Genomic DNA, 24,423 nt, shown 5'->3' on the forward strand with positions numbered 1-24,423 from the left:
AATTGTTATCAGTTTATAATTAGTAAACTTTTGTTTACTAATACTGCTATATTTGTGAGCGTATGATGCAGCAAAAACAAGCAGACATTGCCATAATAGGGGCCGGCATAGTAGGCCTCGCCATGGCTTATCACCTTGTTCAGCAAGGGAAGAGCGTGGTGGTGTTTGAACGGAACTCCCGTGCCCTGGGAGCTTCCTTCCGTAACTTTGGCCTGGTTTGGACGATCGGGCAGCCTCCAGGGCGAATTTATGAACGTGCCCTGTATGGCAGAAGCGTTTGGAAGGATATTGCCGCAAAAACGGGTCTGCGCTGCCTGGAAACAGGTTCCCTCCATCTCGCTTATCATGATGATGAAGCTGCCGTGATAGAAGAGTTTGCGCAAACGGAAGGTATACACTGTAGTATGCTCACAGCGGCACAAACCGCAGATAAAAGCAAAGCGTATAAACAGCAGGGACTCAAAGCAGCATTATGGAGCCCTATGGAAATGATGCTGGATCCCCGGCAGGCCAGTGCCACCATTGCATCCTGGCTGGAAGAACAGCATGCTGTCAGTTTCCGTTTTAATACAGCGGTGAATGGTATCAGCATGCCGTTTATTGAAACACCCACAGAAAAATGGACGGTAGGGCAGGTGTATGTTTGTGCCGGTGCAGACTTTGAAACCCTTTACCCAAAAGCATTTGCCGAGGCGCCACTTACAAAGTGCAAATTGCAGATGCTGCGTACAGTGCCGCAGCCGGGCAACTGGCAATTAGGCCCGGCGCTGAGCACAGGACTTTCCATGGTATATTATGCTTCTTTCGCACATTGTAAAAGCCTGAGTGCATTAAAGCAAAGAATAAACGAATCTTTCCCTGAATATCAAAAGTATGGTGTACACCTGCTGGTGTCGCAGAATGGCGCGGGTGAATTATCCCTGGGTGATTCACATGAATACGGCCACACGGTAGATCCTTTCGATAAAGAACATATCAATCAAATGATCTTACAATACCTGCCCAATTTTCTGCAGGCGCCCACACTGGATATCCAGGAGCGCTGGCATGGTGTATATCCTAAACTCACCAACGGAGAGCACGACCTGGTGCTGCATCCGGAGAAAGGAGTAACCATTGTGAATGGATTAGGAGGTGCAGGTATGACCTTGTCTTTTGGTCTGGCAAAAGAGCTTACTGCTCAGCTTTGAGTTGAATTCGTTATTTTTATTTGACTAAAATAAAAAGCGTAGCAGATGAATGACTCTTTAAAGAACCTGAAGGACCGTGATTGGACAGAAACAAAAGCACACTCGAGCTGGCAGATATTTAAGATCATGGCGGAATTTGTGGAAGGCTTTGAAACATTGGCGAAGATCGGCCCCTGTATTTCCATATTTGGTTCCGCCCGAACAAGAGAAGGTAACCCCTACTATGAACTGGCCTGCGAAGTGGCCAGCCGCCTGGCGGAGGACGGATTTGGCATTATCTCAGGCGGAGGCCCCGGTATCATGGAAGCAGCTAACAAAGGCGCACAAAAAGCAAAAGGTAAAAGCGTGGGCCTGAACATTACCCTGCCACATGAACAATATCCCAATACTTTTATCGATCATGATAAAAGCGTCAACTTCGATTATTTCTTCGTTCGCAAAGTAATGTTCGCCAAATACTCCCAGGGCTTTATCATGATGCCAGGTGGTTTTGGAACAATGGACGAATTCTTTGAAGTAGCCACACTCATTCAAACCAAAAAGATGACGGAAACGCCGTTAGTGCTGGTAGGTAAGGAATACTGGAGTGGTTTGCTGGAATGGATAGATGCCGTGATGATGAAAAAGGAAAGCAATATCCATCCGGAAGATCTGAACCTGCTGAAAGTATTTGATACTGCAGATGAAGTAGTGGATTATTTCCGTGTATTCTACACTACTAACAGGTTACGCCCGAACTTCTAGGTATTATAATTAGCATATATACATATGCTATATATTTATCCAGCGTAAAAATATTGTATATATTTACTTTAGTCACGCCTATCATTGAACCCGAATTTTTTCAGGTCAATAGTTGTGTCTATTAATGGTTAACATGGGGTAAAGAGCCTGGTATTATTATCAGGCTCATTTTTTTTATATAGGTTTGCAAAAAATATTTGGCATGGAGGTAATACCACAGGAGATTCAGGCGTTTGCTGAGAAGTACACAACTCCGGAAACGGATCTGTTGTACCGTCTGCACCGGGAAACGTACCTGAAAGTGGAACAGCCACACATGCTGAGCGGCCATCTGCAGGGAAGGTTCCTCACCATGATCAGCCAGATGATCAGGCCAAAAAGGATACTGGAGATAGGCACTTACACAGGATATTCTGCCATATGCCTGGCACAGGGGCTGGCAGAAGACGGCCATTTACATACAATAGATATGAATGAAGAGCTGGAAGCCATCTGTGCAAAATATGTGGCAGAAGCGGGCCTGGAAAGCAGGATCACCCAGCACATTGGTAAAGCCGCCGGTATTATTCCGCAACTGGATGAAGTGTTTGATCTGGTGTTCATTGACGCGGATAAAGCAGGCTATGGCGGATATTACGATATGATATGGGAGAAACTCCGCCCGGGCGGTTTTATCCTTGCGGATAATATCCTGTATCATGGAGAAGTAGTGCTGGCAGAAAGTGAGCAGAGCAATAATGCGAAGGCCATGATCCGCTTTGCAGACAAAGCCATTGCCGACAATCGTGCAGAAACGCTCCTGTTGAGCCTGCGCGATGGCGTTCTGATGATCCGCAAGAAGTAAGATCATCAATCAGCAAGACCCATTAAATTTTCCATATTCATGCAAATCAAATCTTACTGCCTGATGATCTGCCTGGTGCTGGCGGGAGTTTTTAAAACTTCAGCACAAAGCTTAAGCACCCCGCAGTACATTGAAACGTACAAGAACCTGGCGATGGAAGAGATGCGCCGCTCCGGCGTTCCGGCTGCTATCAAGCTGGCACAGGGCATCCTGGAAACACAATCCGGCAACGGCTGGCTGGTGCTCAATTCCAACAATCACTTCGGCATCAAATGCAAAAATAACTGGACGGGCAAAAGTGTGAACTATGACGATGATGCACGCCAGGAATGTTTCCGTAAATATGAGTCCGCAGCAGAATCCTGGAAGGACCATTCTGATTTCCTGCATAACAATCCCCGCTATAAATTCCTGTTCGACTTTAACCCGGAAGATTATAAGTCATGGGCCTACGGACTCAAAACAGCAGGTTATGCCACCAGCAAAACCTATCCGCAGCAATTGATCCAGATCATTGAAACATACAACCTGCAACAATACAATGCCCTGGCTATGAGCAATGCACCGCTACCAACAGGGCCGGTATTTGTCGGGGAGCCGGGCAGCGAATCCGCTCCGGTGGTAGCAGGGAAAACAGAAGAAGCATACGAAACTGAAGTTAAACCGCAGTACCCGCAGGGTACAGAGTTCCGTATCAACGGCCGTAAAGTGATATTGGTGAAAGAAGGCACTGCATTGATACAACTGGCCAGCGAAAAGAATATCCGCCTCAGCAGCCTGTTAAGCTATAATGATATGGAAGAAGATGTGCCACTGGAAAAAGACATGCTCATTTTCCTGCAAAGCAAGAACAAACGTGGCCAGAACGATTATCATATTGTTGCCCGGGGTGAAACAATGCACGATATTGCACAGGCAGAAGGTATACAGCTGAAATGGCTGCGTAAACGGAATAAGATGGAAGAAGGAGAGCAGCCTGCTGTTGGAGAAAGAGTTGCGCTGGATGGTTATGCTTCTTCAAAACCCAAATTGGGCAGTAACACGGTAGCGAAAGTGGATGACTATAAAGACCTGAATCCCCGCCAGGTGATCAAAGATGTAAAAGAAGAGATCGCGAAAGCAACTGCTGCTCCGGTAGGCAGGGCTCCCGAGGCACCTGTTGCCAAGGCTCCCGAAAAAGGCATTCCCCCTGAGATGGTAGATGATCTGAAGAAAATAGGCTCAGTAACAGCAGCGGGCACTAAATACCATACCGTAACAGGAAAAGAAACACTTTACAGCATCTCCCGCCAATACAGCGTAACTGTTGCTCAATTGCAGCAATGGAATAACTTACAGGAGAACAGTATTAAAATAGGTCAGCAACTGATCGTAAGAAAATAGTCTGCTTATGAAGATAAAAGTACACGATAAACACTTTGCGCCGTACCTGGATGAAGCTACATTGCAGCAGCGTATTAAAGAGCTGGCAAAACAGATCAGCGATGACCTGAATGGCACGAAGCCCTTATTCATCGGTATCCTGAATGGATCCTTTATGTTTGCGGCGGACCTGTTCAAATACCTCTCCATTGAAGCGGAGATCTCTTTTATCAAACTGGCTTCTTATAAAGGCACCAAATCCACCGGTAATGTGATAACGGCCATTGGCCTGGAAGAAGATCTCTATGGCCGCACCGTAGTGATCGTGGAAGATATTGTGGACACAGGCAAAACCCTCAGCCAGTTCCTCCCCCAACTGGAACACCAGCAGCCCAAACAACTCCTGGTAGCTTCCCTGCTCAATAAACCCGATGCAATGACCCATAAAGTGCAGATCGATTACCTGGGCTTCACCGTTCCTAATAAATTTCTGTTAGGCTATGGCCTTGATTATGATGGCTTAGGAAGAAATCTGCCGGAAATATACCAGTTAACGGACTAAAATTTAGCCCGGTTTTAACAACTAATTAAATATTTCCTTAATTTTATGTGTCGTTGTATGTAATAAAATTACGATGCATAAACTCCTCATACTGCTTTGTTGGCTATGTGGGAGCATGATGGCAGAGGCACAACAGAGAGGATGGGTAACAGGAGCAGTACAGGACAGCATCAGCCGCGGTCCGGTACAACAGGTGAGGATCAGTATTTTAGGAGATACGGTCAATGTTAAGACAAACCAGTATGGACTATTTCGTATAGACATTCCAGTTGGCAGCACCCACCTCGTTTTTGAACACCCCGGGTATAGAACTAAAATTGTGCCCCTCGTCAATTATGACCGCATGCTCATTGAGCTGAGCCCGTTAAGGAAAACTGTTGAAGATAACGCGACTATTGCCAAAGCGAAAGCCCGGGCAAGGTTTGCCCATAGCACTAATCCCAACTATAGTAATATAGGCATGGGGGTATCCTCCTTTTTTGATGAAACATACGGCAAACTTTACGAGAACAAATTTGTAGAAGCTAAGAAAAGCAGCATTTCTTCTTTTGCGATAGATGTGGACAGGGCAGCTTATAGTAATATGCGCCGCTTCGTAAAACTCCGTGAACCTATTCCCGTAGATGCCGTAAGGGTAGAAGAGCTGATTAATTATTTCCATTACAGCTATCCCGCCCCCCGCAACGATAGCCTTTTTACCATTTATTCCAACTACACAGACTGTCCCTGGAATAAAGCCCACAACCTCCTGGAGATAGCCGTACGCGCGCAGCAGATTGCAACAGACAGCCTGCCTGCCAGTAACCTGGTATTCCTCATTGATATTTCCGGCTCCATGGGTACGCCTAATAAGCTGCCGCTATTGCAGGCTGCCTTCAGGGTATTGGTGAATAACCTCCGTCCGCGGGACAGGGTAGCCATTGTTGCATATGCAGGTGCACCAGGCCTGGTATTGCCCTGCACACCCGGTGATCAGAAAGAGAAAATATTAAATGCTATCGACTATCTCAGTGCCGGTGGTGCTACTGCAGGAGAAGCTGCTATACAGATGGCATACCAGATAGCAGATGAGAACTTCATCCTCAATGGTAACAACCGCGTGATACTGGCTACAGACGGCGATTTCAATGTAGGCCAAACAAGTGACCAGGATATGGAAGACCTTATCATGAAAAAGAAGGAAGGTGGCGTTTTATTAACCTGCCTTGGTTTCGGGATGAAGGATTATAAGGATTCAAAGCTGGAAACACTTGCCAGTAAAGGGAATGGTAACTTCGCTTATATAGATGACCTGGAAGAAGCCACGAAAGTATTTGCACAGGAATTCGGCAGCACACTCTTTACCGTGGCCAGGGATGTGCGGGCGCAGGTGAACTTCAATCCTGCAAGGGTTAAGTCTTACAGGCTGATAGGATATGAAAATAAAGTATTGAAAGAAGATAATAGTAATGGTGAAAAGATAGTAGGAGGGATCGTTGGATCAGGGCATTGCGTAGTTGCGATCTATGAGATTGAACCGGTAGCAGCAGACCCCGGCGGCGCTTTAACGGATGTAAAGATCTGGTACCGCCCTGCATTGGATACCACTATGCATAGCCTCGAAAAATCCCTCACGAATAACAAAGGCGAATTTGTAAAAGCTTCGGATGATTTCCGGTTCGCTGCTTCTGTAGCACTGTTCGGCATGCTGGTCAGGAAATCCCACTACAAAGGCACCGGCACCATCAATATGGTAACGGACATTGCCAAACATTCACTGGGTTATGACCCCGGTGGATACAGAGGTGAATTTTTAAAGCTGATCAAACTGGTGAAGAAGAATACGAACTGGCTGAAGGAGTAGTGTCTTTTTTCTTCCAAAAAAAAGTACCTATCAACATTCCCGCAATACTACTCAGCAATCCAATAAATAAAGACGGTGTTTCCGGTTCAAATATTTCACTGAGGATATAACCCACTGTACCTGTTATAATGGAAAGTATAGCCCCCGCTTCATTAGCCCGTTTCCAGTACAACCCGGCCGTAAGTGGCACAAATAAGGAAACAAGACTTAATACTGAAGAAGAAGCTACCAGCTCATAGATATTCTGACTGCCCAATGCCATCAGCATGGAAATAGCAGATACGATCACAACAGATAAGCGGATGATGCGCAGGAATTTTGCATCGGGGATATCTTTAAAGAAAGGGCGGATAATGTTTTCTCCCAATACGGTGGAAGGAGCCAGGATAGCACCACTGGTGGTACTCATGATAGCAGATAATAAAGCTCCGAAGAATAACACCTGTGTGAACAGGTTACCATGCTGCAATACCATGTTGGGTAAGATCTTTTCCGTATCACCAGCTGATAATGCGGGATATAATTGTTGTGCGCATAATACGATCAGTAATGGTAGGGAACCGATCACCAGGTACATCAATGCACCCAGGTAAGAAGAGTACTGCGCCACTTTTTCACTCTTGCTGCTCATGAGCCGCTGGAACACATCCTGCTGTGGGATGGAGCCTAGGCCTATTGTGAACCATGCTGCCATATATTTCAGCCAGCTGTTCCAGTCGTTATGGGGAAAGAACTGAAAGGTGCCCGGTGGCGCTTTATCTATCACGGTTTGTAGTCCTCCTGCCTGATCAACTACATTGTAGGTGATCACGAGTATGCCAATGATGATCATGATAGTCTGAATAAAATCCGTAATGGAAACAGACCACATCCCACCCATATAAGTATAGGCCATTACAATAAGCCCGCTGGCCAGCATGGCAATGGAAGAAGGGATGCCCATCACGGTATTGATCACAATCCCCATGGCTACGATCTGTGCGGCGATCCATCCGAAATAGGAGGGCACCATCAGCAGGGCAGAGATCACTTCTGCTTTTTTACCGAACCGTATTTTGAAGTAGTCGCAGAAAGTGAGCACATTGCTGCGATAAAGTTTCCTGGCGTAGAACAACCCCACCAGCAGCAGGCAAAGCGATGCCCCGAAAGGATCTTCCATCACACCCTGCAGGCCATGTTGCGCAAACTCGCTGGTAGCACCCAGCATGGTTTCAGAGCCAAACCAGGTAGCAAAAATTACGCAGGTACTGATACCTAACGGAAGGCTGCGCCCCGCTACCATAAAGTCATTGGCGCTTTTTACGCGTTGTGCTGCCCAACGGCCGATGAGGATGGTCACCAGGAGGTAGACCAGGATAAATGCTACTAACATGAAAGGCTAATATACTTATTTAACGATCCGGAAGCAATGCCGCTGCAGCTTTCCCTGGAAATCGAAAGGAACGGTCTGCGCAGTGATGTTCTTAATGGAGCCTGCCTGTATACTTTCTTCTTCCAGCACAAACCTGCGCAGGTTATTACTGAAGTAGATCACACCTTCCTTTTTTGTGGCCAGTAATACTTTGTTGATGATCTCCACATGGTCCCGCTGTATATCCAGGATATCCTTCATGCGCTTGCTGTTGGAGAAAGTGGGAGGGTCCAGTACCACCAGGTCGTAGGTATTCATTTTAAGTTCATCCAGGTGTTGTAATACATCTGCATGGATGTATTGATGTTTGGCAGGATCAAAGAGTTCATTGAGCCGCATATTCTCTTCTGCCCACTGGAGATAGGTTTTAGACAGGTCGATAGAAGTTACACTGGCTGCGCCTCCCGCTGCCGCATACACGGAAAAGGAACCGGTGTAGCAAAAGAGGTTCAGCACTTTTTTATCCTTTGCTTCTTCCCGCACCATATGCCGTGTGATACGATGGTCCAGGAAAAGGCCGCTGTCTAAATAATCAGAGAGGTTCACTTTGAACTTCAGCCCGTCTTCCTGTACGATCAGTTCTTCTTTACTGAAATCCATTTTCTCGTACTGGCTCTGCCGGTTCTGTTTACGCTGGCGGGTGCGGAGATGAAGATCGTCTGCGGGTACCTGCAGTACTTTGGCGATCACATCGAGGCTGGCATGCAGCCATTCATCATAGGCTTCTTCTTCCATGCCGTGCTGGCTGCGGTATTCAGCTACATATACTTTATCTTCGTACAGTTCAATGATCAGGGGGAATTCGGGGAGGTCACGATCGTAGATGCGGAAACAGGTAATGCCCTGCCGCTTTGCAGTTTTACGAAGGTGTTTCAGCACTTTCGTCAGCCGGTTCTCGAACATCTCGAATTTGTGCGACATAGCCGCAAAGATGCATAAAAAAACGGGGCCGAAGCCCCGTATGTGGGAAGAAAATCATTTCCCCAACACTTCCGCCAGTTTTTTATCCATGGCTTCATCGTTTTCTCCTCCTCCTCCGTATCTGCCGATGATCATCCCATTGGGGTCAATTAATATTTTTGTGGGCAGGGAATGGATGCCATAGTGATCGCTGATATCTTCCGGGTTGGGTTCTTTGCGTTGCCTTTTCTGCATATCAAGCCCCCGCAGCACGTGTTTCCATATACTGATGCCATCCTGGTTGACGGCTTTTTTCCATTCTTCCGGGCGGCTGTCGTCATCAGAAATACCGATGATCTCCAGGCCTTTGCTCTTGTACTTTGCATACAAGTCTTTCAGGTGGGGATTGCCTTTCCTGCAGGGTACGCACCAGCTTGCCCAGAAATCGATCAGCACATACCGGCCTTTATAGTCACTCAGGCTAAGGGGCTGGCCATTAATATCCGTTTTGCTGAAAACATAGGCGGCGCTGCCGGGAGAACCGCTGCGTAAGCCATCCACTTCTTTTTTAATCTCTTTCCCAAAGCTGCTCTGCTGCAGGACGGGTGGCATTCTATTGTAAGCGGATTCTGCTTCCCGGAGAGACATACTGCTGATGCGGAAACGGAGCAGATAAGCGCTGGCATATGATGCAGGATGCTTTTCAATAAAACCTTTGTCGATGGCGTTCATCTTTTCATAGTAAGGTTCCATTTTCTCTTTTACTTTCTCCAGCTCGTCCAGCATGGAAGCCAGGGTTGCGCTATCCTTCTTTGCTTTCCGGGCAGCGATGTACGCCATGTTGAGTTTGTTGTAATTGGCGGACAATGGGGCAAGCCCGGTCATAACAGGTTTCCTTGCTGCATTCAGCAGTTCCATATCGTCCTGTGCTTTGGACCCCTTCAGGGTAGCATCTTTCAGATAACCTTTCTTCAGGGAAGCCGTCATGGTGACCGGCTCCAGGAACAAGCTGGCTACATCGCTTTCGTAGGACATGGGGCCCGGCCTGTCCAGGAACAGGCTGCTCATGGAGGGGCCATCGATATTACCCTTGAAGGTAAACCGGCCTTCCTGCAGTTTAGCACTATCCATCCGGTAATTGTCACCGCCTGTTGAATAGTTTAAATATACATATCCTGTTTGTTTGCCTTCCACCGTACCGTTAAGGGTGAAAGATTGTGCCTGTACGGCTGCCTGTTGTAATAAACAGGCGGCGATCAGCAATGACATTTGTTTCATAATGGATGATTTAGTTCAATAACTCCTGAAGTTTTTTATGCAGCGCTTCGCCTCTGAGATCCTTTGCAATAATAATACCCTCGGGGCTAAGCAGGAAAGTGGATGGAATAGCCTGGATGCCGTATTGATGGGCTACATCATTCCTGAAGCCTTTCAGGTCAGACAGCTGTATCCAGGGCATGCCGTCCTGATTGATGGCCTCGCGCCACTTCTCTCCGCTTTCATCCAGTGATACGCCTACTACTGTAAAGTTTTTATCCTTATAGGCATTATAAGCTTTCAGCACATTAGGGTTCTCCGCTCTGCAGGGGCCGCACCAGCTTGCCCAGAAATCGAGTAGCACATATTTTCCTTTGAAGTCAGAGAGCTTTACAGGTTTGCCATTTACATCCGGTTGTGTAAAGTCTATCATCGGTTCACCGATAGCACTCTTCTTCAATATAGCGATCCGCGCTGCAAGGCGTCCGCCTACAGCCGTCTTTTGTGCGGAAGCATCCAGTAGCTGATACAGGCTATCCAGTTGCTTGTATTCTCCCATCACAGCCATGTCTGAAAGGAGAGAAAGACTTACCGGGCTTTTAGGATGTGCTGTAATGTAATGCATCGTTTCTGTTCTGCGTTGCTTTCTCAGCTCAGCCGCTTTTTCTTCCCAGGCACCCATTGCGGAATCATTGCCCTTTGCTTCCTCATATTTACCGTAATGTTGCTGCTCCTGATCAGTGATGCTTTTAATGGAGGCCTCATAGACCCCGTTTTCATCGTTACTTGCAGAACCAGTGACCTTTAAATTACTCAATGAATCCGCATGCCCGGTGATGTGAATATCCGCGTTCTCGAGAAAGAAATCTACGTAGCGGGTAGGGAACATCAAAAATACTTTTACCGGCTCGGCTGCTTCTCCGGACCAGGTGAATTTGCCGTCTTTAACAGGAATGGTGTCCGTTTTTGCGGAATCTGCTACCGGTATGGAAAGGTATACTACGCTGTCTTTAAGACCCGTGATATCGGCTGTAATAGTAGCCTGGTGTTTTTTCGCCTGGCCGCAGGCGCATATGGCAGCGGCGGAGAGGCAGATAAAGATGCTTTTTAATTGCATAATAGTTGGGTTTTTAATGTTTCGCAAAGAGATCTCCGTACATGTCTATCAAAGCAGCATCCATCCAGGAGCCGCGCATATTCCGGGTTACAAGTTTTCCCTGGGGATCAAACAACAGGCAGGAGGGAATGCCACGGATGCGGTAGTTTTTGGCCAGTTCGCTGTCAAAGGCTTTCAGGTCAGACAGCTGCGTCCATTTCATTTTTTCTTCCCGGATGGCTTTCAGCCATTTCTCCTTGTCGTCATCCAGAGAAATGCTCACGATCTCAAATCCTTTTTTATTGTACAACGCATGCACTTCCCGGAGATGAGGAATGTCTGCCCTGCAGGGGCCGCACCAGGAAGCCCAGAATTCAAACAACACATATTTGCCTTTGCCGATGTAATCTTTCAAACGATGTTGAGCACCGGTAGTATCCTGCAAGGTGAAGTCCATTACCATAGAGCCAACTGCAGCCTGTTTGTTGGATGCCGCCTTTTGCAGGAAATGTTCCGTGAGCATGCCTTTTTCTGAAGCGCCCACGAAATGCTGCATTAACCTGTCAATCTCTTTTATATCAATGCTACGCTGCTCTGCAGCCTGCAATGCGATGAATGCCAGCACTTCAGAAGGTTTGTTATGGAGCACAAAATCCATCAGGAATGCTTTTCGCTTCTTTTCCACCACATCCATATTCCTGCAAAGGTTCATGCCAATTTCCCGTGGCCCTTTCTCCTTATCTTTCCCGGGATTCAGATATGCGATATAGCCATCAAAATATTGATCGGTCTCTTCATCAAAAACATTTTTCTGGCGGTAATACTGCAGAAAAAGATCGTTTCCTGCGCTGCCGCTTACCATTGCTGCAAGGGAAGTACCGCCGCCTGAATAGAGGTCTATTTCTTTCTTCAGACTGTCGTATGGCGCGGTTACACTGATATTGTCGTTGTTTGCGGCGAACAGGTTGATCACGCGGTCCTGCAGCATCCTGTTTGTAGGTTCGTCATTTTTGAATACAAGGGAATAGAAGCGCGGTGTAGCGGCAGTTCCGCTGAAAGTGAACTCCCCGTTGCGGATCACGGTACTGTCCAGTACTGTTTTGGAAGGAATGTCCGCATACTTCAGGTATACTTTTTTTCCTTCCACCTGGCCGCTGATCTTTCCTTTTATCCGGAAACCGCCGGGTTCATGTGCGGACAGAAGCGCGATAGCAAATGTTGCAAGAATGGTTTGTTTAATCATGGCTGGTTCAATTAGTTTTTAGGTAGATCAAGTACTACTTTCGGGTCTGTAGGTTCGATGGTGAATGCCGTACCGTTATTGTCCGCCGCTGTCCTTGTCATGGGCAGGCCGTTACGGAAATAATCGAAACTGTTATGGCCTTCAAAGGCCAGTTCTATTCTTCTTTCCTTTAGTACGGCAGCCAGTACATCCTGTGCGGCCAAGTTGTCTACATCTGCTGCGGGCAGCCCGGCGCGGGTATGAATTGCTTTCAGGTTTTCTTTTGCTTTGGCCATGTTACCCAGCTTGGCATATGCTTCGGCCCGGTTGAGATACAGTTCGGCCAAACGGAAATGGATATACGGTGCACGGGTGAGCCAGGCTTCATTCAGCACCAGATACTTGGTAGTTTCCACAAAGTTGGTATTGGTATTCAGCTTGAGGAAAGTACCCCTGATATCTCCTGGCAGCAGCAGGCTTTTAAAACTGGCGGAAGGGAGGAAAGTAGCGCCAACGTTATAATTGGCGTCATAGTGATAGAATTCACCAATGGAACTGCCGCCGGTAGCATTATCGTATGCAAAGATGATTTCCTTGTTGGTAGTGCCATTAGCACGGCCAATGCCGCCAAACTCGTCATCAGCAAACATCTTGTTATAAGCATCTCCCTGCAGCAGTATATATTTTCCGCCGGTTTGGGTGATCACACTGTCCGCATAATCAATAGCGCGTTGATTGGATGTAGCGTCAGGTGCGGCAACGGTGCCACCCATGTAAAGGTATGCACGGGAGAGCAGCGACCATGCGGCAGCTGAACTGCCAAAGGCATTGGTTTTATTGACGGGCGCTTTCATCAGTTGCGCTGCGGTTTGCAGATCATTGATTATAAAGTCGTACACCTGTTTTACGGTACTTCGTTGCGGAACGTCTTTAATATCACTGCTGGTTTTGATGATCACGCCAGGGTTTCCGCCGGTGGATTGGTAATAGGGTTTACCATATACCCTTACGAGATTAAAATAAACCAGCGCACGGAGGAAAAGATTTTCTCCTTTGGCATAACGGAAGCGGTTCTTCTCTGCTTCCGTTAAAGTGGAAAACGAGGTGTTCTCCATAGCGGCAATCCCTTCGAGTGTAGTGTTCACACTCACAATAACCTGGTAGGCGCCGCGGTAAAAATCAGTACTGTTGCCTTGTGTTGGGCTGCCGCTGTTCCTGAAAAAGAACGCGTCAGTAGTTTTGCCCACCGCTCCCCAGGTTTGCAGCGTAACGTTGTTGCCACGGCTTTCCGCAAAATCATGCATGGGTACATCGAAGTTGTTAAACCCGCTGCCTTGCAGCAGGCTATAGTTGCCAACCGTTGTTTCCTCGATACCGGCGAGTGAGGCCAGTTCTCCTTCTTTGTCGATCTTCGTCAACGGCCGCACACTGTCTATCTGCTTGTTGCAGGCAGTGATCAGCAGACCGGTAAATATAATTATGATAGTGTGTCTCATGTTGTTTTCGATTTGAAGCCTGAAAATTAAAACCCAACCTGTAAGCCAAACACATAACGTCTTGGAATACCAATGCCGGAACCAATGGAGCCGCCGAAGTCCTGCGCCTGCCCTACAGACGGACCTTCGGGGTCAGAGGAAATGATGTCCCTGGAATAAAGTGTGTACAGGTTATCGCCGCTTACATAAATATTCGCCTGCGCGAGGTTTAGTTTTTTCAGGAATGATTTAGGAAACTCATATCCCAGGCGAACGCTGCGAAGACGGGCATGACTGCCATCGTGCATGTATTTGCTGGAACCGAAATAGTCAGTAGTGGCATGTGTGTAAAGCTCTGGCTCTGTTGCATCTGTTTGCCCGGGTGTGGTCCATTGCTTCTGGTGTTTGCGGAAAGCGATCTGGTTAAAGCTGGTGATATTGGTCCCCTGGTTCTGCGCAGCCAAATCGTCTGTGATCACGTAGCCGTATGCATATGTGATCAGCACGTCCAGGGAGAAATTTTTATAGGTGAAGGTATTGGTAAGCCCTCCGTAGAATTTCGGCTGGAAGTTGCCAATGTACTGGAATTGCCGTGGGTCAGCAGCTGCGCCCACTTCGGATACGGTATTCACATACTCTATGCCGGTTGCCTGCCCCTTGTCATCGAAGATCAGTTTTTCAAACCGGGGTTTGCCTGTTTGAGGATCTACTCCTGCATATTTAACGGCCTTCAGTGAATTGATATCATCACCGGCGAACAGGTAAAAACTGTTGGCATTGTAGAAGCCCTGCCGAAGAGAATCGTTGGCTACGCTGACGATCTTGTTCTTGTTAAAGCTGATATTAAAAGAGGTGTTCCAGCGGAAATTTTTGCCGGTGATATTATCAGAGTTGATCAGCACTTCCCATCCTTTGTTCTGCACAGTAGCCACGTTCTGCCATTGTGTAGGAAAACCGCTGATAGCATCCAGTGTAACTTTCTGCAGCAGGTCTTCCGAGCGGCGATTATAGTAATCTACACTGGCCGTAATTTTGTTGAACAATCCTATATCCAGGCCGGCACTGAAAGTTTTGGTGATCTCCCATTGCAGTTCAGGGTTGGCAAGCACGGAAATGGTAGCACCTGGTTGTGTACTATAGGTATAACGAGGATCGTATAGTGTGCGGGTAAGGAAGTTATCTCCCAGCTGGGAGCCACTGGTACCATAGTTGCTGCGCAATTTGAGATTGCTGAGGAAGTTGAAATGTTGGGCAAACTGCTCATTGCTGATCACCCAGGCCCCGCCAACGGAATAGAATGTTCCGTAACGTTTATCCTGACCAAAACTACTGGAGGCATCCGTTCTCAGAGAGGCACTGATGCTGTATCTGTCATCATAGGTATATCCCGCTTCGCCGAAAGCAGAGAAGGATGCACGATCTTCCTTGCCGCCTTCTATGTTGCCGTTCTTGGTTGTAGGAATGCCATATATCGAATAGTCGTACCGGTTTCCTACCTGCCTGCCCAATGATATCACAGGATAACCTGCCCTTACATTGTTAACGTTCACCAGCATGTTTTCCATTTTTGTTCTGCCATATTCCGTAGCTGCCAAAGCGCGCAGGGAATGTTTGCCAAGCATTTTGTGGAAATTCAGCTGGTTAGAGGTGAGGAAAGTATTGATGTAATTGGTATTAGTACCCAGGAAACCCTTTGAGGAAGTAGTTGTGCCGGAACCAGCAAAGCTTCGGGCATCTATATATCGTTCATCTTTGGTATAGTTGAGGTTGGCAGAGTTGGTACTGGAAAAACTAAGCCACTCGGTCAGCTTGTAATCCGCCTTGATAGAACCGGCAAAACGTTGCGCTTTTGGATGGATGTAGTTAAACAGGTTTTCGTAGATAGGGTTTTCATCCTTCTGGATTCTGCCGTTCAGTTTATATTCCAGTACCGGTTTCGGAGAGCCGTCTGCGTTATATGGATTTACCCAGGGGATCATGCCATACAAAAACACTCCACTGTTGGAGTTCTCCCTTCTGCCGTTGTCAAAAATACCATTGAGGGATATGTTGGTGGTGAGTCTTTTGCTGAGTTTGGTTTCCAGGTTGATGCGGAATGTACCACGTTGCAGGCCATTGTTAACACCGGTGGATTGTTCATCGTAATAGGTGCCGCCAACATAGTAACGGGTGTTTTCCGTGCCGCCTCTTGCGGAGAGATTTACCTGTTTGGTATTGCTGTTGAGGAAGGCGTATTTCTGCCAGTCGAAACTGTTCTGTACATCTGCCAGAGCAGGCAGGCGATTGTCCAGGTATGCCTGCAGCGTAGGATATTGCGGGGCGAGACTGCCGTTGTTGATACGATAGTCTTCTGTATAGTAACGTTTTTGCACTTCATATAATTCCGGGCCTGTGAGGAACCGCAGTGATCCACGGTTGGGTACATTCAGTCCGTATTTTACTTCCGCCACCAACTGTGGTTTGCCGGCTACTCCTTTTTTGGTAGTGACCACAATTACACCGGCTGCGGCACGGGAGCCATAAATGGCCGTGGCGGCAGCATCTTTCAGGATGGTGAGGTTATCTATGTCCTGCGGATTGATCAGCTCCTTGAGGTTCTGGTTGGGCATGATTACCCCGTCCAGCACAAGCAGCGGCCCATAGTTCTGGGTGGGCATTACAAATTCATTCACCTGGTCCACACCTACTCCCACAACACTGCTTTGCCCACGCACAAAGATCTGTCCTCCTGTACTGGTAGGGTCGCCTGCGTTCTGTTCTGAAATATACAGGCCGGTAGCACGGCCTTTTAATAAAGAAACCGGATCCGCGGTTGTGATACCTTTCCGGAGCTGGTCACCACTGATCTTTTGTACAGCGCCGGTTAGTTCTCCCGTTTTTTTGGCGGAGTAACCGGTGATGATCAATTCATCCAGCTTTGAAGTACCTACGGAAAGCAGGATGGTCACCGGCTGATTGCCGTTTGCTTTCACCCGTTGCGCATCATACCCGATGAAAGATACGTCCAGCATAACTTCCCGGGCATCTGTTTCCAGCTCAAACTCGCCGTTGGCATTGGTAAGTGTTGCTTTTGAAGTTCCCCTCAGCTGTACGGTGGCTCCCTGCAAAGGTTTGCCGGTACCGGCATCTTTTACCACGCCACTGATCTTTTGCGGTGGCTTGGGTATAAAGGGGAGGAGTTGTGCTTCTTTTTTAAGCACGATCGTTTTCTGGATAATGGTCCATTTGAGATGCCGGCCATTGAGGCAGGCATTGAGTGCCTCCTCCAGGGAAACATTCTTCACTGCAATGCTCACTACTTCGCCGGAAGGCAGGGTGCCTTCTTCGTACCAGACCTGGTAGCCACTCTGTCGTTCTATTTCACCAAGTACTTTTTCCAGCGGCGCATTCTTTTGCGAAATGGAGATCTTTTGTGCAGACGCGGCGTTTACATGCATTGCGCCAAGTAATAAAATGATAATTGACAGCTTCACGGTGATCAGTCTTTTTGTGAACGGGCGTAGCCCGGATTTGGTTGATAGGCATAACCTGCCTTGCCTCTTTGGGCAAAAGGTAGTTGAGATCATAAAACTGGTTGGTTAATGATTAAAATAAAATACTATCAGAAGCTGGTGTACGATTTTGGTCTTTGTGTCCTGTGTAATTTAGTTTTTGGTAAAGTTCTTTGTATGCTTTTATGGTAAAACGATGATCTTATTTCCTGCCTGCCTGAAATGCAGGTCACTGGCTTCCAATATCGAAAGTGTTTCAGCGAGGCTATAGCTGCGCGATACTTTTCCGGTAAAGCGGCGTCGTGTAACCGGGCCTTCATAATTTATTTCCACATCATACCAGCGGCCGATCTCTCTGAGTATAACGGCTATATCCGCGTTCCTGAAAGCAAAGACCCCATCTTTCCAGGCAACAGCCAGGTTCAGATCTGAATTTTGCGTGATGCTGATGTTGTTATCCGCAGCTACTTTTGCCAGGTCTCCGGGTTTCAACAAGCTGCTACTTCCATTTAGGGTCACTATTTTTACGCTTCCTTCCAGCAGGGCAGTATTGATGGTGGATTCATCAGCGTAAGCTTTCACGTTAAAATGTGTACCCAATACTTCTACGCGGAGTCCGGCGGTTTTAACAATGAATGGTTGGTCTGCATCCGGGGCTACCTCAAAGTAACCCTCGCCGTCCAGTTCTACTATTCGCTCTGCTTTAGTGAAGGCAGTGGGGAATTGCAGTTCACTGGCGGCATTCAACCATACTTTAGTGCCATCAGGTAATATAAGCCGGTATTTGCCGCCTCTTGGAACGGACAGTTTGTTGATGGTTGGTTGTGCTTCATTATTACCTGCATCATATATAAGCAAGGCCTGTTGTTTGTTTACGGTAGCGCCGCCCTGTTCTGTAATAGCCCCATCTGTGGCTGCGTTAAGATCTACCACGGTACCATTGCCCAGTGTAAGCATCGCCTTGTTGCCCGCAGGGGCTATGGGTAATACAGCAGTTGTTTTTTTCTGTTTTAACGGCTGTTGCAGCAGGTAAGTGCCGGCAGCCATTATTATAAAAGCCGCAGCCACCCATGGCAGCCATTTCCGGCGACGCATGGGCCGCACGGGAGCATCCGGTTTTTTATCCCGTGCAATCTGTTCCTGCAACTGGCTTAGTATCCGTGCCTTAGTTCCACTCAATGTATCCGGCTGTGCACTGACAACGATTTCCGTATCGCCTTCGTTCACATGGTTATACCATTCATGCAACGCTTCCTTTTCAGCTTCGGTTGCGGTGCCATTAAGATATTTTTCTGCCAGAACACTGATCTGCGCTGTATCCATTAATTACAATTAAAGAATAAACTATGCCTCTTTATTATAATAGAGTATTGTCAAAGAAATTAACACGCAAAAAAGGAGAAAAAAAATTCAGGGTTATTTGATCAGCATAAAGATCATCGCAAGGGTCAGGTATTCCCGCCTTTGGCGCATTACCTGCATTACACGGGCAACGTAACCCTCGGCGGTACGTACAGATACACCCAGTTCTCCGGCCACCTCTTCCAACGGCCGATCCATCAGCTTGTGCTGCAGAAAAACAATACGATGTTTGGCAGGTAGTTCGTTGGCCAGTTTGTTCAGTATTTCAAGTAGAAATTTATTGTCGATATCAAAAGCAGGAGATTGTTCAGCAGTGATGGCCTGTAAAGTATCAGTTTGTTCCTTTTTACGGTTCAGATTGGCGAAGTGGCGGTAAATAGCATACCGCACCATCGCTGCCAGGTAAAATGGAAGGGATTGTATGGAGAGATCGGCTCTTTTGTGCCAGAGTGTTAGAAAAACCTGCTGAACAATTTCTTCCGCATCCTGTGCCGATTGCAGGCGCTTGTGCGCCATGAAATACAGCGGCTCCCAATACTGGTTGTAAATTTCGGTAAAAGCAGTTTCATCCCCGTCTTTCAACAACGCTAATAAAGCTATATCATTGGTATCTCGCATAAATAACTGAGACAGCAGCATAACTGCAACCGCATAAATTTACAAAAAGGGGCTGAAACCCGGTTTGCTAATTTTCTTTGGTATCAATAAAAAAAGGGCTGCATCGAAAGTGTGATGCAGCCCTTTTTTATTGTAATCTCTTATTATCAACTGAAGATGTCCTTTACTTTCTCGAAGAACCCTTTCTCACTTTTCTCCGGATTCGGTTTAAAGTTTCCTGAGTCCTGCAATTTCTCCAGCATACTCTTTTCTTCTGAAGTAAGTGTTTGCGGCGTCCACACATTTACGTGGATCAGCTGATCACCTTTCTCGTAACTGTTCACGGAAGGGAAACCTTTACCTTTCAAACGGAAGATCTTTCCGCTTTGCGTGCCGGGTGGTACTTTGATCTTTGCCTTTCCATCGATGGTGGGTACTTCCACCTGTGTGCCAAAGGCAGCATCGGGGAAGGAGATATAAAGATCGTAAGCTACGTTCAGCCCGTCCCGCTGTAATTCAGGATGCGGCTCTTCTTCTATAAGGATGAGCAGATCTCCGGGAGCACCGCCTCTTTCGCCGGCATTTCCTTTGCCGCTCATGCTCAGCTGCATGCCTTCCATTACACCGGCCGGAATATCTATGGATACTGTTTCTTCTCCATATTGGCGGCCTTCTCCTTTACAGGAAGAACATTTATTGGTAATGATCTGACCTTCTCCGTTACAGGTAGGGCAGGTGGTAACTGTTTGCATCTGGCCCAGGAAGGTCTGGGTCACTTTCCTTACCTGTCCGGAACCCTGGCAGGTGGTACAGGTCTGGAATGCATTTTTATCTTTTGCGCCCAGGCCACTACAGGTGGTACAGGTCACATGTTTCTTAACCTTGATCTTTTTGTTGGCGCCTTTGGCGATCTCTTCAAAATTGAGTTTGATCTTCACCCGCAGGTTGCTGCCACGGGTTCCTCTGCCACGGCGGCTTCCGCCACCGCCGCCACGTCCGCCGCCGCCAAAGAAACTACCGAAGATATCTTCACCGAAAATGTCTCCAAAGTTGGAGAAGATATCGTCCATGTTCATATTGCCGCCATGTCCGCCACGGTTGCCCATACCGGCATGACCGAACCGGTCGTACTGCGCACGTTTATCAGGGTCGCTCAACACTTCATAGGCTTCTGCAGCTTCCTTGAAATGTTCCTCTGCTTCTTTATTACCGGGATTACGGTCAGGATGGTATTGCATAGCCACCTTGCGGTAGGCCTTCTTAATCTCGTCCTGGGACGAGGTTTTGGACACCCCTAAAATTTCGTAAAAATCTCTTTTGGTGGACATGTTTATACACTTGAATAGCCCACTCCTCTGAGCGGGCTGTTATGGATTTATGAGGACTTTAATATTGCTGTCACATCGTCATTTTCCTACTACTACGCGGGCATGACGAATGATCTTGTCATTCAGGTAGTAGCCTTTCTGTAAAACGTCCAGGACCTTTCCTATTTTTTCTTCTGCAGGGGCAGGGATCTCCGTGATGGCATCGTGCAGGTCTGCATTGAATTCTTCATTGAGGCTTTCCATAGGTTTCAGGCCTTTGGATTGCAATACGCTGTGTAACTTGTTGAAAACCAAGGATACGCCGTCTTTAACAACATTGATGTCCGTAGCGGTTTCCAGTTGCTTGGCAGCTCTCTCGGAATCGTCCAGCACATCCAGTAAGGCAATGATCACTTCCTTGTTGGCAGTATTTATGAGTTCAATGCGCTCTTTTGCATTACGTTTCTTAAAGTTATCGAAATCGGCATTTAACAGCAGGTATTTCTTCCGCAGTTCATCCAGCTCGCTTTTCACCTTATCCAGTTCATTCTCCTCTGGTACGGCATCATTCAAATGAGTAGACCCACTCATATTCTCGTCTGAATTAATATCCTGGAAGCCTTCTGCCTCCGGCTGCCCATTTGCCTGCATATCTTTGTCTTTTTCTGTCATGATGGTATAAATTAACTGCAAAAGTACAACGGTCAATTATTTTGCCAAGGGATGTAATGGGGACAAATTGGCAGAAATTTCCGTCCCGCAGCATAAAGCAGGGAATGTGTACCTTTGCGCCTTCGAAATAAAATACATGACAAAGGTTTTTCTAAAGAAAAAGATACAGAACAGGGTTTTGCTGGGTCATCCCTGGATCTTCGGGAATGAAGTAGGGCAGATAGACGGAGAAGTGAATCCCGGGGATATTGTAGACGTGTTTACCCACACAGGCGTGTTTGTGGGGAGGGGTTATATCAATCCCCAATCCCAGATCCTCGTTCGTTTGCTCACCCGGGACCGGAATGAACAGGTGAATGATGGTTTCTTCCTGAACAGACTCCAAAAGGCCTGGGATTACCGGAAAAAGATAGGGTATGTGGAAAACTGCCGACTCGTGTTCGGGGAGGCAGATGAGCTGCCTGCCCTTGTGATCGATAAATTCAACGATTACCTCGTGATCCAGACCCTGGCGCTGGGGATAGACCGTTGGAAACCAGCCATTGTGGCTGCGCTGGAAAAGATTTTCTCTCCCAAAGGGATCTATGAAAGGAACGATGTACCTGTGCGCGAACTGGAAGGTTTACCACAGCAAAAGGGCTTTTTAAGCGCTCCTTTCGACACTAATATCATCTTGAAAGAGAATGGGTTAAAGTTCCATGTGGATATTGTAAACGGCCAGAAAACAGGGTATTTCCTGGACCAGCAGGATAACCGCCGGGCTATCCAGCATATTGTAAAAGGTGCTGATGTACTGGAAGCGTTCTGCTATACCGGTACTTTCTCCTGCCACGCTGCCCATTACGGGGCTAAAAGCGTGCTGGGGCTGGATATCTCAGAACATGCCGTAGCCACTGCCCGCCGGAATGCCGAGCTGAATGGCCTGCAGGATATCTGCCAGTTCCAGGCCGTGAATGCTTTCGACCAGTTGAAGCAATGGACCAAAGAAGACAAGAAGTTCGATGTAGTGATCCTGGACCCGCCGGCCTTTACCAAAAGCCGGGAGAACATCCAGAAAGCGATCACCGGTTATAAGGAGATTAACCTGAGGGGGATGAAGTTGCTGAAGCCCGGAGGGTTCCTGGTTACCGCCAGTTGCACCAACCTGGTAGATCCTTCTATGTTTCTGGAAACCATTGATATGGCGGCAAAGGATGCGCGGAAGAAGTTACGGCAGGTTACGTTCATGACACAGGCGCAGGACCATCCTATCCTTTGGAATATTGAGAATACCACCTATCTGAAGTTCCTGATCGTAGAGGTGCAGTAGAAGGCTGATTTGAGGAAGGCAGGATGCTGGCATGTATGGGGGGAAGATATGGGGAAGACCTGCGGTAGTAAGGAGGTAGTAGAGAGATAGGTGGACTTGATGTGGACTTGATGTGGACGGGATGTGGACGGGATGTGGACTTGATGCGGACTGGATGTGGTTCAGAAGTTAACTTAAATAAGAAAAGGCTACCATAGCGGTAGCCTTTTTCAATATCTTGGAACTTCCTTGTTACTTGACCACATTGAATTTCCCCGATTCTACGAGGTTTCCGTTCTTTTCACGTAACTGGAAGATATATAGGCCGCTATAATAGTTATCGAGGTTCACCTGTGTGCGTTGTGCTATATTCTTCAGGTGATCTACTTTTTTACCGAGGAAGTTGTAAACAATAATTTCGTAAACCTTATCGTTATTACGCTGGATCTCGAAAAAGATCTTAGTAGTAGCAGGATTAGGATAGGCTTTGACAACTTTACTCACACCCTCCGTTTCGGGAAGGGATTTAGTACTTTGAGACCATGCCGGAAGGGATATGGTACAGAGTAGGATAAATAAAATGAGTGTAGAGTTCTTCAACATAGTATCCAAAGATAATGATTTTTTTAAATATCTGTCAAACTTTTTCGGTTTTGATCCTATTATAAATATAACAAAACCTAAGCCAAAATGTATCTGTTTGCAGCGGTTTTTTGAAAATTTTAACGCTTGTTAACGTTTTTCAGAAGCTCGGACAGGTTACACTGTTCAAAGTTGAGTTCCGGCTGTTCAGGAAACTTTTGAAAACCATAGACAGTTCAAACCCTCCCATTGCCTGGCTGGCAGTCCGCAGCCGGGAAACATTCACATCGTAACTCATTCCAATTTCGTAGGTACCCATATCCAGCCTGATCATGGGAACCACGGCATCGTTCCATCTGAAGAACAGCCCGCCATAGAAACCCCTGTCTGATTCCAGCCCCTCATCGTACAAGCTGTAACCTATCATGGCCCCGCCAATAAATTCTGAATAAGAGCCCTGGTGCACCTGGTTGTAATGTGCAATCACCTTGATCCGTTCAGCCACGGGAACCGTAATGCCCATGTTAAAACTCAACTTCGGGTCCAGCGTAATAGTCTTATCATCGTAAAAGGAAACCTTGGGCCGGTTGAAATGATAATAGGCCGCGCCGACAAAGTAATTGCTTTCTTCTCCCAAAGACCCATTGTAACTCATGCCCACACCTGCATCCCAGTAAGTATAACCTATCCTGGCCATTCTTCCTTCTTCCCCGGTAGCGGCGGCAGGATCAAAACGGCCATTGGTATATTGGTTATTGAAAGTGAGGTGAGTAGGATCAAACTGCCGCTGTACCATACCTCCCATAAAACCCAGGGAAAGGAAGCTGCTTTTGTCTTCACTCAACGATTTGTGGTAGTTCAGGGCCGGCAATACCTGAACGGACTGCAGCCTGGAAGAGCCTGCCCGGTCGTACGACATTTGTAAACCTGCCGTGATATGGTCGTTATATTGCCCGATGGGGAATTTCATTTCCCCGCTCATGGTGCCCGTCTGATAAGGAATGGTAACACTGTTCCATTGATTGCGGTAAACTCCCTGTATGCGCACATCTCCTTTAAACAGGCCGATCAATGCCGGATTGCGCAGTATAGGTGTTTCAGCAAACTGTGACAGATGTATATCCTGGGCCTCAGCACTAAGCGCCATACTACAGCAAAGGAGCAGGCGCGCACTTTTCCACAGCGTTTTCATCGTCTTCGGCTTTTTCATGGTATGGT

General features: G+C 47.2%; 19 protein-coding genes and 2 pseudogenes. 7 read left to right on the forward strand and 14 right to left on the reverse strand.

Going from position 1 to position 24,423, the window contains the following annotated elements; genetic code table 11:
• Positions 1 to 62 precede the first annotated feature (62 nt).
• The 6 genes from AAHN97_RS00755 (at position 63) to AAHN97_RS00780 (ending at position 6,545) form a co-directional block, all read left to right on the forward strand.
• Positions 63 to 1,190, forward strand: a complete 1,128-nt coding sequence (locus tag AAHN97_RS00755) for a TIGR03364 family FAD-dependent oxidoreductase (RefSeq protein WP_343305677.1) — start codon at positions 63 to 65, stop codon at positions 1,188 to 1,190.
• Positions 1,191 to 1,235: 45 nt separating this feature from the next.
• Entirely contained in the window at positions 1,236 to 1,934 is a 699-nt protein-coding gene (locus tag AAHN97_RS00760) for a TIGR00730 family Rossman fold protein (protein WP_343305678.1), read from the forward strand.
• A gap of 202 nt (positions 1,935 to 2,136) precedes the next feature.
• A complete protein-coding gene (locus AAHN97_RS00765; protein ID WP_343305679.1) occupies positions 2,137 to 2,778 on the forward strand; it encodes an O-methyltransferase in 642 nt (213 codons plus the stop codon).
• Positions 2,779 to 2,817: 39 nt separating this feature from the next.
• Positions 2,818 to 4,161, forward strand: coding sequence for a glucosaminidase domain-containing protein (locus tag AAHN97_RS00770; protein ID WP_343305680.1), 1,344 nt, complete (start codon positions 2,818 to 2,820; stop codon positions 4,159 to 4,161).
• A gap of 7 nt (positions 4,162 to 4,168) precedes the next feature.
• Positions 4,169 to 4,702: a hypoxanthine phosphoribosyltransferase gene (gene hpt / locus AAHN97_RS00775; protein WP_343305681.1), complete on the forward strand. Its 534-nt coding sequence runs from the start codon at positions 4,169 to 4,171 to the stop codon at positions 4,700 to 4,702.
• A gap of 73 nt (positions 4,703 to 4,775) precedes the next feature.
• A complete protein-coding gene (locus AAHN97_RS00780; RefSeq protein WP_343305682.1) occupies positions 4,776 to 6,545 on the forward strand; it encodes a YfbK domain-containing protein in 1,770 nt (589 codons plus the stop codon).
• Here the strand turns inward: AAHN97_RS00780 and AAHN97_RS00785 are convergent.
• From AAHN97_RS00785 to AAHN97_RS00835, 12 genes and pseudogenes are all read right to left on the reverse strand, one after another.
• Positions 6,505 to 7,917, reverse strand: a complete 1,413-nt coding sequence (locus tag AAHN97_RS00785) for a sodium:solute symporter family protein (RefSeq protein WP_343305683.1) — start codon at positions 7,915 to 7,917, stop codon at positions 6,505 to 6,507. The two genes, AAHN97_RS00780 and AAHN97_RS00785, sit on opposite strands and share 41 nt — an antisense overlap.
• A gap of 15 nt (positions 7,918 to 7,932) precedes the next feature.
• The gene (locus tag AAHN97_RS00790; RefSeq protein WP_343305684.1) at positions 7,933 to 8,877 is read right to left on the reverse strand and encodes a class I SAM-dependent methyltransferase; all 945 of its coding nucleotides are present in this window, start codon (positions 8,875 to 8,877) and stop codon (positions 7,933 to 7,935) included.
• A gap of 54 nt (positions 8,878 to 8,931) precedes the next feature.
• Positions 8,932 to 10,134: a TlpA disulfide reductase family protein gene (locus AAHN97_RS00795; protein ID WP_343305685.1), complete on the reverse strand. Its 1,203-nt coding sequence runs from the start codon at positions 10,132 to 10,134 to the stop codon at positions 8,932 to 8,934.
• A 10-nt stretch (positions 10,135 to 10,144) separates the two neighbouring features.
• Positions 10,145 to 10,516 (reverse strand): annotated as a pseudogene (locus tag AAHN97_RS28955) (peroxiredoxin family protein); the annotation flags it as partial.
• Between the two features lie 384 nt (positions 10,517 to 10,900).
• Positions 10,901 to 11,230 (reverse strand): annotated as a pseudogene (locus AAHN97_RS28960) (DUF4369 domain-containing protein); the annotation flags it as partial.
• Positions 11,231 to 11,243: 13 nt separating this feature from the next.
• Positions 11,244 to 12,452, reverse strand: coding sequence for a TlpA disulfide reductase family protein (locus AAHN97_RS00805; protein WP_343305687.1), 1,209 nt, complete (start codon positions 12,450 to 12,452; stop codon positions 11,244 to 11,246).
• Positions 12,453 to 12,463: 11 nt separating this feature from the next.
• A complete protein-coding gene (locus tag AAHN97_RS00810) occupies positions 12,464 to 13,927 on the reverse strand; it encodes a RagB/SusD family nutrient uptake outer membrane protein (RefSeq protein ID WP_343305688.1) in 1,464 nt (487 codons plus the stop codon).
• A gap of 26 nt (positions 13,928 to 13,953) precedes the next feature.
• Complete coding sequence (locus AAHN97_RS00815) at positions 13,954 to 17,343, reverse strand: SusC/RagA family TonB-linked outer membrane protein (protein ID WP_343305689.1); 3,390 nt, start codon at positions 17,341 to 17,343, stop codon at positions 13,954 to 13,956.
• Positions 17,344 to 17,580: 237 nt separating this feature from the next.
• Positions 17,581 to 18,720, reverse strand: coding sequence for a FecR domain-containing protein (locus AAHN97_RS00820; RefSeq protein WP_343305690.1), 1,140 nt, complete (start codon positions 18,718 to 18,720; stop codon positions 17,581 to 17,583).
• Positions 18,721 to 18,813: 93 nt separating this feature from the next.
• Positions 18,814 to 19,377, reverse strand: coding sequence for an RNA polymerase sigma factor (locus tag AAHN97_RS00825; RefSeq protein ID WP_343305691.1), 564 nt, complete (start codon positions 19,375 to 19,377; stop codon positions 18,814 to 18,816).
• 146 nt (positions 19,378 to 19,523) lie between these two features.
• Positions 19,524 to 20,684, reverse strand: coding sequence for a molecular chaperone DnaJ (gene dnaJ, locus AAHN97_RS00830; protein ID WP_343305692.1), 1,161 nt, complete (start codon positions 20,682 to 20,684; stop codon positions 19,524 to 19,526).
• A gap of 78 nt (positions 20,685 to 20,762) precedes the next feature.
• On the reverse strand, positions 20,763 to 21,335 hold the full coding sequence (locus tag AAHN97_RS00835) for a nucleotide exchange factor GrpE (RefSeq protein WP_343305693.1): 573 nt from the start codon (positions 21,333 to 21,335) through the stop codon (positions 20,763 to 20,765).
• A gap of 136 nt (positions 21,336 to 21,471) precedes the next feature.
• On the opposite strand from AAHN97_RS00835, the gene AAHN97_RS00840 reads away from it, so the two are divergent.
• Positions 21,472 to 22,644 carry a class I SAM-dependent rRNA methyltransferase gene (locus AAHN97_RS00840; RefSeq protein ID WP_343305694.1) on the forward strand — a complete coding sequence of 391 codons (1,173 nt, stop codon included), beginning with the start codon at positions 21,472 to 21,474 and terminating at the stop codon, positions 22,642 to 22,644.
• 231 nt (positions 22,645 to 22,875) lie between these two features.
• Here the strand turns inward: AAHN97_RS00840 and AAHN97_RS00845 are convergent, their stop codons facing one another.
• Entirely contained in the window at positions 22,876 to 23,226 is a 351-nt protein-coding gene (locus AAHN97_RS00845; protein WP_074240217.1) for a T9SS type A sorting domain-containing protein, read from the reverse strand.
• Between the two features lie 139 nt (positions 23,227 to 23,365).
• Positions 23,366 to 24,415: a PorP/SprF family type IX secretion system membrane protein gene (locus tag AAHN97_RS00850; RefSeq protein WP_343305695.1), complete on the reverse strand. Its 1,050-nt coding sequence runs from the start codon at positions 24,413 to 24,415 to the stop codon at positions 23,366 to 23,368.
• Positions 24,416 to 24,423: the final 8 nt, after the last annotated feature.

It is taken from the genome of Chitinophaga niabensis (genome assembly GCF_039545795.1).
Classification (GTDB): Bacteria; Bacteroidota; Bacteroidia; order Chitinophagales; family Chitinophagaceae; genus Chitinophaga; species Chitinophaga niabensis_B.

What these genes read in the sequence shown, in the direction of transcription:
- AAHN97_RS00770 (WP_343305680.1), top strand. Translation starts at nt 2,818, where the DNA reads ATGCAAATCAAATCTTACTGCCTGATGATCTGCCTGGTGCTGGCGGGA.
- AAHN97_RS00755 (WP_343305677.1), top strand. Translation starts at nt 63, where the DNA reads ATGATGCAGCAAAAACAAGCAGACATTGCCATAATAGGGGCCGGCATA.
- AAHN97_RS00820 (WP_343305690.1), bottom strand. Translation starts at nt 18,720, where the DNA reads ATGGATACAGCGCAGATCAGTGTTCTGGCAGAAAAATATCTTAATGGC.
- AAHN97_RS00780 (WP_343305682.1), top strand. Translation starts at nt 4,776, where the DNA reads ATGCATAAACTCCTCATACTGCTTTGTTGGCTATGTGGGAGCATGATG.
- AAHN97_RS00840 (WP_343305694.1), top strand. Translation starts at nt 21,472, where the DNA reads ATGACAAAGGTTTTTCTAAAGAAAAAGATACAGAACAGGGTTTTGCTG.
- AAHN97_RS00790 (WP_343305684.1), bottom strand. Translation starts at nt 8,877, where the DNA reads ATGTCGCACAAATTCGAGATGTTCGAGAACCGGCTGACGAAAGTGCTG.
- AAHN97_RS00810 (WP_343305688.1), bottom strand. Translation starts at nt 13,927, where the DNA reads ATGAGACACACTATCATAATTATATTTACCGGTCTGCTGATCACTGCC.
- AAHN97_RS00815 (WP_343305689.1), bottom strand. Translation starts at nt 17,343, where the DNA reads ATGCATGTAAACGCCGCGTCTGCACAAAAGATCTCCATTTCGCAAAAG.
- AAHN97_RS00760 (WP_343305678.1), top strand. Translation starts at nt 1,236, where the DNA reads ATGAATGACTCTTTAAAGAACCTGAAGGACCGTGATTGGACAGAAACA.
- AAHN97_RS00850 (WP_343305695.1), bottom strand. Translation starts at nt 24,415, where the DNA reads ATGAAAAAGCCGAAGACGATGAAAACGCTGTGGAAAAGTGCGCGCCTG.
- AAHN97_RS00795 (WP_343305685.1), bottom strand. Translation starts at nt 10,134, where the DNA reads ATGAAACAAATGTCATTGCTGATCGCCGCCTGTTTATTACAACAGGCA.
- AAHN97_RS00835 (WP_343305693.1), bottom strand. Translation starts at nt 21,335, where the DNA reads ATGACAGAAAAAGACAAAGATATGCAGGCAAATGGGCAGCCGGAGGCA.
- dnaJ (WP_343305692.1), bottom strand. Translation starts at nt 20,684, where the DNA reads ATGTCCACCAAAAGAGATTTTTACGAAATTTTAGGGGTGTCCAAAACC.
- hpt (WP_343305681.1), top strand. Translation starts at nt 4,169, where the DNA reads ATGAAGATAAAAGTACACGATAAACACTTTGCGCCGTACCTGGATGAA.
- AAHN97_RS00805 (WP_343305687.1), bottom strand. Translation starts at nt 12,452, where the DNA reads ATGATTAAACAAACCATTCTTGCAACATTTGCTATCGCGCTTCTGTCC.
- AAHN97_RS00825 (WP_343305691.1), bottom strand. Translation starts at nt 19,377, where the DNA reads ATGCGAGATACCAATGATATAGCTTTATTAGCGTTGTTGAAAGACGGG.
- AAHN97_RS00845 (WP_074240217.1), bottom strand. Translation starts at nt 23,226, where the DNA reads ATGTTGAAGAACTCTACACTCATTTTATTTATCCTACTCTGTACCATA.
- AAHN97_RS00765 (WP_343305679.1), top strand. Translation starts at nt 2,137, where the DNA reads ATGGAGGTAATACCACAGGAGATTCAGGCGTTTGCTGAGAAGTACACA.
- AAHN97_RS00785 (WP_343305683.1), bottom strand. Translation starts at nt 7,917, where the DNA reads ATGTTAGTAGCATTTATCCTGGTCTACCTCCTGGTGACCATCCTCATC.